A 12,301-nucleotide genomic window follows, 5' to 3' on the forward strand; every position below is an offset into this window, starting at 1 on the left:
GATAAAGTTTAGATTATTGAAGTTCACAATTTTACCGTACATACTTCATTGATATTTCACATTTGTAAAGTACGATTGAATGGGAGTGAATGAATATGAATAAGTCAATGATTGCCTTATTAATGTGCCTATTGTTGTTAACTGGTTGTAATGAGCAGCGATTTACACCGGTTAACCCGCATCAGCCTTTCGTTGCATCGGTCAATATTTTACAACCCTCATTAACGTTTTTTGATCAAAAAGGGGATGCCATCACAACGTGGGAATTTGAATCTGCTTATACCGGAGGCGTGCTCATTCAACATGACCGAGTGCTTATGTATGGGCATGAACTAACGGAAGCCCATTTGTATGAAATTTCAACAGGTAAACATGTAGCGACAATCGAATGTGGAATAGGCACGACAAATGCTTATTACGACAATCAGTCAGAGCAATTTTTTATGACAAACAGTAAAACAAATACGGTTATAAGTTATGACTCACAAGGAAAAAAATTACATGAACAAAAATTATACAACTATCCGATGTCGATGGTTGCTAGTAACGGCTATTTATATGTAGTCAATTATAAAGATACTGTTTTATCCGTGCTAGATATTGAAGCGTTTACTGTAGTAGATGAATGGGACATTGCTAAATCCTCGCACGGCATTGCCATTCTCGAACAACAAAACAAGCTTTGGATTGGTGGACACGGTGAAGGCAGTAAACCAAATGAAACGATAGATGTCTATGATTTAACGACAGGAGAAAAACAAACGCCCATTAGTATGCCGCTCATGCCGGTTGGAATTGCTAAAAAAGGTGATGAAGTCGCTGTTATTAGTCACGGCGAGAGCATGTTATATGTGGCCGATATAGACGGTGAAATTTTATGGCAACAAAAAGTGGGTGCTAATCCTTTTGCCGTGCAACATTTTATGAATTTTATAGTCGTAGCAGGTTATGACGATCAAACCGTTTATTTTTTAGAAGACCAACAAGTTATTAAAAAAGTACAAACGAACAAGGGACCATTTCAATTGCTAGTAAGGGAGGGGACAACATGACGACCGTACTTATTGTGGACGATGAACTAGATATGCGTAATTTAATCGAAGTGATGCTATTAAAATCAAATTTCCGTACATTAACCGCAGCAAATGGGGCAGATGCTTATGAAATTTTAACAAGAGAAGAAGTCGATATTGTATTGCTGGACGTGATGATGCCAGAAGAAGATGGTTTCCAAGTATGTACAAAGATTCGCTTTACTTCAGATGTACCTATCATTTTTTTAACGGCACGTGATGCTAATGAAGATAAAGTAAAAGGATTAACAATTGGCGGTGATGACTACATTATTAAGCCGTTTACAGCAAGTGAATTAGTAGCCCGTCTTCATGCTGTTCTTCGTCGTACAGGGCGATTAATGTATGAGGTGGAGCAGAAAATAGTAACACGTGGCTGTATTAAGTTAGATGAAATATCGCGTAAAGTTATGGTAAATGATGTGCATGTCCCTTTAACGCTCAAGGAGTACGAGTTATTGTATTTGTTTATGCAAAACCCTGATAATGTCTATTCAAGAGAACAACTGCTCGAACGAATTTGGGACATTGATTACGGTGGGGGAACACGGACGGTGGACACACATATTAAAACATTACGTTTAAAACTGGGCAAACAATCAAAGGAAGCAAGCGAATATATCCAAACGGTTTGGGGTATCGGTTATCGCTTTGAAAAACGTAAATGATCACATTTGCACGAAAAATATGGGTATTAATTGTTGTTTTTTTAGTCATCACCATTGCGTTTATGTATTTGTTAACTGATTTTTTATATGAACAGCTCTACGTAGAAGATACAGAAGCTTCTATGATTGAATATGGCGAACGGCTAGTGACCAAATATAAAGGTGGCCAAGTAACAGATGAGCTAATTGCTGAAATTGAGGAGCATAATAGCTATGGGAACTTTAATGTTTTTGCTGTACGTAATCCACGTGAACTAAGTGCTTGTGTCCCATTTGATATTGATTACGAAACACTCATCGGGCCAGATGAGCGCCAACAACTGCTAGCAGGACAAGCGATCATAAAAATTGGTTATGAAGAACGATTTGAACGCCAAATTATTTCCGTTATTTTTCCATTTACAGATGAAAACCGATTAGAAGGCATTTTATATTTATATTATCCATTAGCGAAAATTAGTGAATTAGCCAAAGAGGAAGTACTCTTTTTAATTGCTTGTGTTGTCGTATTTGCCATTGTCATTGGGTATTTTGTTTTTAAGGCACTGCGTCATATTATGCGCCCTCTGCATGAATTACAGCAAGCAGTGCAGCAAATGTCAACAGGCGATTATACAGCGCGGGTTTCCGTAACATCCAAAGATGAAATCGGTCAGCTATCAAATGCGTTTAACCATATGGCACAGGCCATCCAACAGGAAGATGAAGAGAAAAAGACGTTTTTAGCAACCGTTTCACATGAGCTTCGTACACCAATTAGTTATGTAAAAGGGTACAGTGAGTCGATTCAAAATGGATTTATTGAAGGGGAACAAAAAGAAGAGGCTATTCGCCTTATTGCGAGAGAAGCGAATCGAATGGAGCGCTTAACGAATGAACTGATGCAATTAGTTCATGTGGAGGCTGAACAGGCAGTTGAAATGTATCCAATTGTATTGGCTGAAACATTACGGGATGCCATTCAAATTATTCACGTAAAGGCGAAAGAAAAGCAAATTGACATTATGCTAGAAGCAGATGAAGAATTAATTGTGGAAGCGGATGAAGAAAAGCTCAAACAAATTTTAATTAACTTATTAGAAAATGCTATTCGCTATTCGGATGAAAAGAAGACAGTACGAGTGGAAGCGAGGGCCCATGAAAAGATGGCCGTTATGAAGGTTATCGATAAAGGGATCGGTATACCGCAAGAGGATTTACCGAAAATTACAGAGCGTTTTTACCGTGTTAATAAAGCACGTAGTAGAGTGGATGGGGGCAGTGGACTAGGCCTATCCATTGTTGATAAACTTGTAAAACAACATCAAGGGACATTACACATCGAAAGTAAAGTTGGAGAAGGAACGGTGGTAACGGTCCAAATACCGTTAATGGAGGAATAAGGAATGAAGAAATTATTTTTAACGTTAGCAGCAACGGCTGTATTAGCAGCTGGTTGTGGGCAAGAAAAAGTAGATACAATAGATAGCGGTGAAATGCCAGTTGAAGTGATTGTAGACGTATTAACACCGACGGAATTACAACCAAATGAAGCCGTAACTCTTGAAGTGAAGGTGACACAGGGGGGCGAAGTAGTAGATAATGCCGACAGTGTAGAGTTTGAAGTATGGGAATCAGGTCATAAAGACGAAGGAACAATGCTTGAAGGCGAATTAACGAAAGACGGTGTGTACGTAGCAGAATATACATTTGACCATGATGGTGTCTATTATATGTACGCTCATACAACAGCACGTGGTATGCATGTTATGCCAAAACACGAAATGATTGTTGGGAATCCAGATATGAGTCAAGTATTAGAAGATAACAGTTCAAGTTCGATGGAACATATGGAGAACGGAGAATCTACCGAGCAAGAGGGTCATGCTGAACACGGAGAAGAGTCTGAGGAAGAACATAATCATTAATGGGATATTGTTATTCCAAAGTAGTTGAAGTGATAAAAAAAGTGTATTAGTACAGAACTGTACTAATACACTTTTTTTAGTGAAAAAGAAAAAACCCGCGAGCATTGAGCGCACTCGAAGGTTGAATTGTGTAAGCGATATAGTGTTACTAAATCATAAGGATGAAGCGTCAAGTAGCAATAAGTTGTGAATTAAAGAGTGTTGCATTTCTCACAATTGTTGCTGTAGCACTCGCTTTGTTCTTCGATTTTGTCACCGCATTGAACACATACTTTATCTGGTAAATTTTTGAAAAACTCAACTACGTTTTCTAACATTGTGGATAGCCCCCTTTAATCAAACTGTTATATTACTGTCTTGTTATTTCAAATTGTACTATAACAGTTTATGTTTCGTCAACACAAAATGTGCATTTTAGGGTAAAATAATTATGTACATTTTGTGAAGGAGTGAAGTGAATGTATTTCATCGATAATAAGGGAATTACAGATCCACGAGTGAACTTAGCGATTGAAGAATATGTGTTAAAAAATATGGATATCGAAAAAGATGATTTCCTACTGTTTTACATAAATCAGCCATCCATCATTATTGGCAAAAATCAAAATACGATTGAAGAAATCAATACAGATTATGTAGAAGAGAATGGTGTAATTGTCGTACGTCGTCTATCTGGTGGTGGTGCTGTATACCATGACTTAGGCAACTTAAACTTTAGCTTCTTAACAAAAGATGACGGGAATAGCTTCCACAACTACAAAAAATTCACGCAACCTGTAGTGGATGCTTTAGCGAAGATGGGCGTGAATGCAGAGTTATCAGGTCGTAATGATATTTTGGCGGAAGGGCGTAAAGTATCTGGGAATGCTCAATTCGCTACAAAAGGCCGTATGTTTTCACATGGTACATTACTGTTTGATACAGAAATAGATGCAGTTGTATCAGCCTTGAAAGTGAAAAAGGACAAGATCGAATCAAAAGGCATTAAATCCGTTCGTTCACGTGTAGCTAATATTTCGGAGTTTTTAACAGAGCCGATGACGGTAGAACAATTCCGAATGGAAATATTAAAATCGATTTTTGGTGGCGAAGAAAACATTCAATACTACGATTTAACAGAGCAAGACTGGGAGAACATTTATCAGCTATCGAAAGAGCGTTATCAACAATGGGATTGGAATTACGGCAAATCCCCACGCTTCAATATTCAAAAGCAACATCGTTTCCCATCTGGTAGCATTGATATTCGTTTAGAAGTAAATCGCGGTATCGTTGAAGAAGTCACGATCTTTGGTGATTTCTTTGGAGTTGGTGATGTAGCGGAAGTGGAGGCATTATTAGTCGGTGCGCGTTATGACCGGAATGCGATTGCTGAAAAGCTAGTGGAAATCGATATTCCCAAATACTTTGGTGGCATTACAAAAGAAGAGTTTTTACAGTTAATTTATTAAGTTTTAACTTTATTCAGTGGTTAAAACACCGACTAAATGAAGATGTAACTTGTAACGGTCCAGGACGTACTTTCAGAGTTTTTGAGTACGTCTCTTTTTTATTGTAAAATGAAAAGGAGCCCAATATCAAAATAGGTTCTTAATTAAAAAATGTAGGATTCTAAAAGCACATGGAGTGAAGGGCGGCGACTCCAGCGGGAAAAGCGAGAAAGTCGAGACCCCGCAGGAGCGAAGAATGAGCGACGAGGAGGCTCGACCTCGCCCGCGGAAAGCGTCCGCCCGTAACGGAATGTGCGGTCAAGTACATGTTTTGGTGAAGACTCTTAAAAGGAGCTCGCAAGGTAAATTAGCAAGGTTATTATGAGTTGAAAAATAGGGAATCACTGTATATGGAAGTAACTAATTTAATGAACTAAGGGGTGATAGGATGGAAAAGCACCGGATTTATATAGTCGAGGATGATATAAAAATTGCTTCATTGCTCGCAGAAACGCTGCGGAAATACCAATATGATGTAGCCATTGTTGAAAATTTTGAAACGATTATTGAAGAATGTAAACGTTTTAATCCGCATCTTGTGTTACTCGACATTAATTTGCCTACATATGACGGTTATTACTGGTGTCGTCAGTTACGTCAATATACAACGTGTCCGATTTTATTTATTTCTGCACGGTCAGGTGAGATGGATCAAATTTTTGCGCTTGAAAATGGTGGAGATGACTTTATTACGAAGCCGTTCAACTACGAAATTGTACTGGCAAAAATTCGTAGCCATTTACGTCGAACATATGGAGAATATGCACCAAAACAAGAGGAGCGTACGATTAAACAAGGGCAGCTGACGTTATATTTAGAAAGAATGGAGTTGCATGTAAAAGAGACGATTATTCCCCTGCAAAAAAAAGAGTGCACCATTTTGGATTTATTAATGGGCAATGCACCGAAAGTAGTGTCGCGTGATCAGCTGCTTGAGCATTTATGGGATGATCAAGTGTTTGTAGATGAAAATACATTAAATGTAAATATGACACGTGTTCGAAAAAAATTAGCGGATTATGGTGTTACATCGAGTATTGAAACGATGCGCGGAGCAGGATACCGGTTTATTTTAAGTGCGGAGGAAATGTAATGGGGACAGGATTAAAGCTATTTATGAAGGAACATCTGTCATACCTTATTTTTCAACTATTGATCGTACTGTTTACTTTAATGCTGTACTGGTTGGAAGGATTTCGAAACTTCGCAACAGCGATGTATTCCATCGTGATGAGTGTTATTTTAATCGGGTCTTTTTTAACGATTCGTTATATGTTGCGTCGGCGTTATTTAAAAAAAATTGTTCATTTACCAACACAGATGGATGATGCTTTACAGAAAAATGCCAAAACGCTGGAGTACTACCAAACAGAAAGCTATATGCATGAGTTGTACAAGTTGTATCAGCAGGAAGTACAAGCGCTCTATACGAAACAAACACGTCAATATAAATTTACCAATCAGTGGATTCATCAAATGAAAACACCGGTAGCGGTTTTAGAATTACTACTGCAAGAAGAATCGCTCGATAAACGAAGTGTTCAAGAAGAGGTAGATCGTTTAAAGCGTGGTCTTGAAATGGTATTAATGAATGCACGACTTGAAAATTTTCAAGAAGATTTACAAGTAGAACAAGTAAACTTAAAGCAACTTGTCACGTCTACAATTAATGAAAATAAACGTTTGTTTATTGCAAATAAGGTATTTCCAGAAATGAAAATAGACGAAGAAATCGTTGTGATGAGTGATTCCAAATGGCTTAAGTTTGTTATAACTCAATTTATTACAAACGCAGTTAAATATACGTTTGAAGAGCATAAGAAAATGAGTATTGAAGCGACAAGGCAGGGAGAACGTGTAACGCTTTGTGTAATGGATGAAGGAATCGGTATTCCCAAGTCAGACTTATCACGTGTGACGAAGCCATTTTTTACAGGTGAAAATGGACGTAAAACAGGCGAGTCAACGGGAATGGGGTTATATATTGCACAAGAAATTTGCACAAAGCTCGGACATGAACTACTGATTGAATCAGAAGTAACTAGAGGAACAACCGTTAAACTTATTTTTCAACACTAGGGGTGATGATGTGGAACCAATTCAAGTAGAAGAGTGGACATTAGTAATTGATATTCCAAAAACAAAAGAAGTATATGAGAAAATTAACTATAAAAATGATGTTGTAGAGTGGTTAAACTACATGGAAGTATGCAGCATTAAGGACCCGAAAGTTCTGGCATTTTTTGAACGGTTAGGAATCGATATTTTGAAGCCAAGCCAACTATCTTACTACCCTGTAGAAGAGGGCACAATGATGATGTATACAGGTAGTTATCATCTGTGTGGGGAGTTAGTAGAGGGGGAAATGGACGGATGGGACTTAGTCATTGAGGGGCATTGTTTTTCGTTAACACAGGAATATGATGCGATTCCACAAGAAATGTCAGGCGATATTTTAGAAATTAGTTTTGAAGTAGTTCTTCCGTGGATACTTGATATACCAATACATGTTGAATAAGGAGAGAATATGTCCATTTTAACCATTAATGAAGTAACGAAAGTGTATGAAGGAAAAGTCACGACACGCGCATTAAACCAGTTGAGCTTTGAAGTAGAAAAAGGTGAGTTCGTAGCAGTGATGGGCCCATCTGGCAGTGGTAAAACGACGCTCTTAAATTTAATTTCAATGATTGATACACCGACGAGTGGAGAGATTATTTTTAATGGTATGCGCCCCAAAAGTTTAAATAGTACCGAGTTAGCGTATTTTAGGAGACGTGAGCTCGGTTTCGTTTTTCAGGATTTTAATTTATTGCCCATGTTAACGGTGGAGGAAAATATTATTTTGCCATTAACATTAGATGAAAAGCCCATTGCCTTTATGGAAGAACGATTAAATGGATTAGTCGATAAACTGGGTTTATGTGCTATTTTAGCGAAGCGCCCAAATGAAATTTCAGGGGGGCAAGCACAGCGAACAGCAATTGCACGAGCGCTTATCCATGAGCCATCGCTTGTTTTAGCAGATGAACCGACAGGCAATCTTGATTCGAATGCAGCACGCGAGGTGTTAGAGTTGCTTTCGGACATGAATAAAGAAAAACAAGCGACCATCATTATGGTGACACATGATCCGATTGCAGCAAGTTATTGTGATCGGGTGCTGTTCATAAAAGATGGTGAATTTTTTAATGAAATTTATAAAGATGAGCGTAGGCAGACGTTTTTCCAACGAATTTTAAATGTGCTCAGTTTGTTAGGGGGACAAGTAGGTGACTTTTCAACAATTCGCTTACCGTAATGTCTTTCGAAATTTTCGTAATTATGCAGCCTTTTTTATGGCCAGCTTTTTTTCTGTATTTGTATTCTTTTTATATTCTATGCTGATGTTTCATCCGGATATGGAAAATGGCTTTTTAGGAGAAGCATCAATTATTGGAATGGTGTTTGCAGAAGTTATTTTAGTGTTGTTTTCATGGTTTTTCATTTTTTATTCGATGAAGGCTTTTTTACAAGCTCGCTCTAAAGAGTTTGCGATTTTACTTCATCTTGGTATGGAGAGGCAGCAACTGGGGCGGCTTGTGTTTTTGGAAACGATGCTAATTGGCGCTCTTTCAAGTATTAGTGGCATATTGTTTGGATTTGCCTTTTCCAAATTCTTTTTTATGATTATCCGTGAAATGTTAAGTTTAGAGGATTTGCCATTATATGTATCATGGGGTCCGTTTTTATTGACGTTTGCTGTATTTATGGGTGCTTTTATTATTATTTCGATTGGCAGTGTGATGTACACACCTGAACATAAATTGACACATTTATTAAAAGCGCGTGCCGTAGATGTATCGGATCGTTATTCAAAGGGACGTGCTATTTTAGGGCTTGTTTTAATTGGTATTGGTTATATGTTTGCGGTGATTACGACGAAAACGACACTCTTTACCTTTACGCTATTGATTCCGATTGTTGTAACATTTGGAACATTTTATTTTTTTACGGACACTGTTTTTTTTATTTTTGATTTATTGAAAAAGAGAAAAGATATGTATTGGCATAAGGCATGTATGTTATCGGTTGCTGAGCAAATCTATACAATGCGTCAAAATGCCAAAATGTTTTTTGTTGTCACAATGGTGTCCATGCTAGCCTTTTTATGCGTTGTACTGCTTGCTGCGCTTTCTTCTTATACGGCCCAGTATGATAAGCTCAATCCACTCGGCATTGTGTACAAGGGACATTTCGATAATCCTTACGAAAAGGAACATGTATCTAGTATTATCAATGAGCTAGAGGAGCAAGGCTTTTCCTATCATGTGACACGCTTTCAAGTGATTAAACAAACATCGCTTGTCACATCAAATGAGGTAGAGGTATTCCGTGAAACGGACATTAACCGGATGTTATTTTCATACGGTCTGCCGCTCGTTAGACTGAATTCAGGGGAAGGGATGTTTATACCGTATTCAGATGAGTCCATTAAAATGCTGGAAGAGATGACAGTAGAGACGGTGCTGACAGAAAATAATGTGCCGATTACAATCGACCGGGTATATCCTAAAATCATTTTTCCGACATCCATTATTAGCCGAAATTCCATTATTATTAGCGATGAGGATTATAAGCTATTAACCAAACCTTTAGCTATTCCTGAAGAGGTACCGAGCTATCATTTATATGCATTTGATATTCCTCACTGGATAGAGGCGAAGGATATTGGCTTATCTATTCAACAATTAGTATCACAAGAATATGTGGGGAATACTGTCTATTCATTGCCATTTTATTTTGAAAATACAGGTTTAAATTATTCTTATATATTAGCGATGTATTCTTTATTTACTGTTTCAGGTGTATTAGTGGTCATTGTGTTTTTAATGGCCGCGGGGAGTTTTATTTATTTTAAGTTGTATGCAAATCTCGAACGTGAACGTCAACAATTTGCAGTCTTAAAGAGAATGGGATTAACAGATGCAGAACAAAAAAGACTGATTACAAGACATTTAGCACCGCAGTTTTTCTTACCATGGGGTATGGCACTTCTGCATAGTACATTTGCATTTATCGCACTTCAATCTGTATTGAAAGATGTGATTAACCTCATTATTGTAAAAGAAATTATTGTCGCGTTCTTTCTATTTGTTTGTGTGCAAGTTGTTTATTTTTATATGATTCGTTGGCGCTATATTGCTCATGTGAATGGCTAGGGGGATTGAATAAAGCAGAAAAAAGAGTTTGTTTCTGACAGAAAAACGGAATAAAATACAAATAGCCTATTGTTTTACTAATATACCTATTTTATAATAGCAATAAAATGAATATTCAGTTCATTTACGCGACAAGGGGGATGGGTGTATTGAATTTAGTTGAACAAGTAAGACAACAGGCTTTCGAACAACCAGAAAAGACAGCGTATTATTTTATGGGACAAGGGACAAGTTACGGGGAGTTTGAACAGACAGTAGGACGTTTTGCAAAAGCTTTACAAGACTTAGGACTTGAAAAAGGGGATCATGTCGGATTGTTACTTGGCAATACACCGCACTTTTTAATCTCGTTGTATGCAACAATGCGAATTGGCGCAACAGCTATTCCGATTAATCCGATTTATACAGCGGATGAAATTTCGTACATTATTCAAAATGGGGATGTAAAGGTGGTCATTGCACTTGACATGCTATTGCCACTTGTAGAGGTAGGTGTAAAAGCCTTCCTACAAGTACAGGGCTACATCATTTGTGAAACGACGCCGGACGTGGGGGAGAAATTTGCGGCGCTTAGTGATGAGGTGAAAACAAAGGCAAAATTATTTACACATATATTAGCAAATACAACGACTACAGTGGATCCTGTTGCAGTTGAGCAAGAGGATACAGCGGTTATTTTGTATACATCGGGTACGACAGGGCAACCAAAAGGCGCCATGTTAACACATGGCAATTTGTATTCCAATGCACGTGATGTAGGTGAATACTTACAAATGACAGGTGATGACCGTATTATTACAACATTACCGGTATTCCATGTGTTTGCATTAACAGTGGTCGTGAATGCCCCTTTAATGAAAGGTGCGACACTTCTTATAGCACCGCGCTTTAGCCCAGGTGAGATTTTTGAACTGGCAGATAAATATAAAGCGACTATATTTGCAGGGGTGCCTACGATGTATAACTTCCTGTATCAATTTGAGGAAGGGGATCCGAAAGCGTTTGAACACTTACGCCTAGCTGTATCAGGTGGGGCCTCTTTACCTGTATCGCTTCTTCATCACTTTGAAGAGAAATTTAACGTACGTGTTTCAGAAGGATATGGCTTATCGGAAGCATCTCCGGTAACATGCTTCAATCCGTTAGACCGTGAGCGGAAAGCAGGATCGATTGGACAATCAATCGTCAATGTCGACAATAAAGTGGTGGATGCATTAGGTAATGAAGTACCCGTTGGTGAAGTAGGTGAGCTCATTGTACGTGGACCAAACGTGATGAAAGGTTACTATAAGCAACCGGAGGAAACAGCGGTAGCGATTCGGGATGGATGGTTATACACAGGGGACTTAGCGAAAAAAGATGAGGAAGATTACTTCTATATTGTAGACCGTAAGAAAGATATGATTATCGTAGGTGGGTACAATGTATATCCGCGCGAAGTCGAGGAAGTGCTATTTGCACATCCAAATGTCATTGAAGCAGCGGTAGTAGGGTTACCTGATCGAGATTTTGGAGAAGCGGTATGTGCTTATGTTGTACTAAAAGACAAGTCCATGACGCCAAAGGAACTCCAAAGCTATTGTGCAGAGCATATCGCCAAGTATAAAGTGCCAAAAGTGATTGAAGTTTTAGATGAATTACCGAAAAACTCAACAGGTAAAATTTTACGTCGCTCATTAAAAGAAATATCGACTGTAAGTTAATATTAATATTTTTACGCTGTTACTAAAACTAGTAATAGCTTTTTTTTATTTTAAATGGATGAGCCATTCTAAGGAAGCCTATGTGGAATTTTAGACTAGCGCAAATACTTTTAAGAAAGTTTAATACAATATCAGTAGATGAGAAGCGTACTTTTTAATGGAATGGTTTATAAAAAGCGCTTGCTCGTTGATTGGAGCGGAGGCGAATCAGCTGTAACTAAAATCAATGTTAAGATTCTCTTTAACAATAAAAGGTCAA

At 38.0% G+C, this 12,301-nt stretch carries 12 protein-coding genes; 11 read left to right on the forward strand and 1 reads right to left on the reverse strand.

What is annotated here, in order from left to right; all coding sequences use genetic code 11:
- The first annotated feature begins 95 nt into the window (after window positions 1-95).
- From AC3II9_RS18380 to AC3II9_RS18395, 4 genes are read left to right on the forward strand one after another with little or no spacing between them, the layout of a single operon-like run.
- The gene (locus tag AC3II9_RS18380; RefSeq protein WP_489157774.1) at window positions 96-1,052 is read left to right on the forward strand and encodes a YncE family protein; all 957 of its coding nucleotides are present in this window, start codon (window positions 96-98) and stop codon (window positions 1,050-1,052) included.
- Window positions 1,049-1,741: a response regulator transcription factor gene (locus AC3II9_RS18385; RefSeq protein WP_489157776.1), complete on the forward strand. Its 693-nt coding sequence runs from the start codon at window positions 1,049-1,051 to the stop codon at window positions 1,739-1,741. The genes AC3II9_RS18380 and AC3II9_RS18385 overlap by 4 nt, the downstream gene beginning before the upstream one ends.
- Window positions 1,738-3,123 (forward strand): sensor histidine kinase, encoded by a 1,386-nt coding sequence (locus tag AC3II9_RS18390; protein ID WP_489157777.1) that lies wholly within the window; start codon window positions 1,738-1,740, stop codon window positions 3,121-3,123. Before AC3II9_RS18385 ends, AC3II9_RS18390 begins: the two co-directional genes overlap by 4 nt.
- 3 nt (window positions 3,124-3,126) lie before the next feature.
- A complete protein-coding gene (locus tag AC3II9_RS18395; RefSeq protein ID WP_489157779.1) occupies window positions 3,127-3,648 on the forward strand; it encodes a FixH family protein in 522 nt (173 codons plus the stop codon).
- Between the two features lie 191 nt (window positions 3,649-3,839).
- Here AC3II9_RS18395 and yhfH read toward each other — a convergent pair whose 3' ends face one another.
- A complete protein-coding gene (gene yhfH, locus AC3II9_RS18400) occupies window positions 3,840-3,965 on the reverse strand; it encodes a protein YhfH (RefSeq protein WP_081978034.1) in 126 nt (41 codons plus the stop codon).
- Window positions 3,966-4,106: 141 nt separating this feature from the next.
- Between yhfH and lplA the strand changes: the two genes are divergently transcribed.
- The 7 genes from lplA to AC3II9_RS18435 all read left to right on the forward strand — a co-directional run bounded on the left by lplA (window position 4,107) and on the right by AC3II9_RS18435 (window position 12,042).
- Window positions 4,107-5,099, forward strand: a complete 993-nt coding sequence (lplA, locus tag AC3II9_RS18405) for a lipoate--protein ligase (RefSeq protein ID WP_489157780.1) — start codon at window positions 4,107-4,109, stop codon at window positions 5,097-5,099.
- A 427-nt stretch (window positions 5,100-5,526) separates the two neighbouring features.
- Window positions 5,527-6,231 (forward strand): response regulator transcription factor, encoded by a 705-nt coding sequence (locus AC3II9_RS18410; RefSeq protein WP_391371462.1) that lies wholly within the window; start codon window positions 5,527-5,529, stop codon window positions 6,229-6,231.
- A complete protein-coding gene (locus tag AC3II9_RS18415; protein ID WP_489157782.1) occupies window positions 6,231-7,217 on the forward strand; it encodes a sensor histidine kinase in 987 nt (328 codons plus the stop codon). Before AC3II9_RS18410 ends, AC3II9_RS18415 begins: the two co-directional genes overlap by 1 nt.
- Before the next feature lie 10 nt (window positions 7,218-7,227).
- The gene (locus AC3II9_RS18420) at window positions 7,228-7,656 is read left to right on the forward strand and encodes a hypothetical protein (RefSeq protein ID WP_489157783.1); all 429 of its coding nucleotides are present in this window, start codon (window positions 7,228-7,230) and stop codon (window positions 7,654-7,656) included.
- 9 nt (window positions 7,657-7,665) lie between these two features.
- A complete protein-coding gene (locus AC3II9_RS18425; RefSeq protein ID WP_489157785.1) occupies window positions 7,666-8,439 on the forward strand; it encodes an ABC transporter ATP-binding protein in 774 nt (257 codons plus the stop codon).
- Window positions 8,411-10,339, forward strand: coding sequence for an FtsX-like permease family protein (locus AC3II9_RS18430; protein WP_489157787.1), 1,929 nt, complete (start codon window positions 8,411-8,413; stop codon window positions 10,337-10,339). The genes AC3II9_RS18425 and AC3II9_RS18430 overlap by 29 nt, the downstream gene beginning before the upstream one ends.
- A 149-nt stretch (window positions 10,340-10,488) precedes the next feature.
- Entirely contained in the window at window positions 10,489-12,042 is a 1,554-nt protein-coding gene (locus AC3II9_RS18435) for a fatty acid--CoA ligase family protein (protein ID WP_489157789.1), read from the forward strand.
- Window positions 12,043-12,301: the final 259 nt, after the last annotated feature.

The sequence above is a fragment of the Lysinibacillus sp. RU7 genome (assembly GCF_057837305.1).

Excerpts from the sequence above, each read along its gene's own strand:
- AC3II9_RS18380 (WP_489157774.1), top strand. The coding sequence starts at position 96 with ATGAATAAGTCAATGATTGCCTTATTAATGTGCCTATTGTTGTTAACT.
- AC3II9_RS18385 (WP_489157776.1), top strand. The coding sequence starts at position 1,049 with ATGACGACCGTACTTATTGTGGACGATGAACTAGATATGCGTAATTTA.
- AC3II9_RS18390 (WP_489157777.1), top strand. The coding sequence starts at position 1,738 with ATGATCACATTTGCACGAAAAATATGGGTATTAATTGTTGTTTTTTTA.
- AC3II9_RS18395 (WP_489157779.1), top strand. The coding sequence starts at position 3,127 with ATGAAGAAATTATTTTTAACGTTAGCAGCAACGGCTGTATTAGCAGCT.
- yhfH (WP_081978034.1), bottom strand. The coding sequence starts at position 3,965 with ATGTTAGAAAACGTAGTTGAGTTTTTCAAAAATTTACCAGATAAAGTA.
- lplA (WP_489157780.1), top strand. The coding sequence starts at position 4,107 with ATGTATTTCATCGATAATAAGGGAATTACAGATCCACGAGTGAACTTA.
- AC3II9_RS18410 (WP_391371462.1), top strand. The coding sequence starts at position 5,527 with ATGGAAAAGCACCGGATTTATATAGTCGAGGATGATATAAAAATTGCT.
- AC3II9_RS18415 (WP_489157782.1), top strand. The coding sequence starts at position 6,231 with ATGGGGACAGGATTAAAGCTATTTATGAAGGAACATCTGTCATACCTT.
- AC3II9_RS18425 (WP_489157785.1), top strand. The coding sequence starts at position 7,666 with ATGTCCATTTTAACCATTAATGAAGTAACGAAAGTGTATGAAGGAAAA.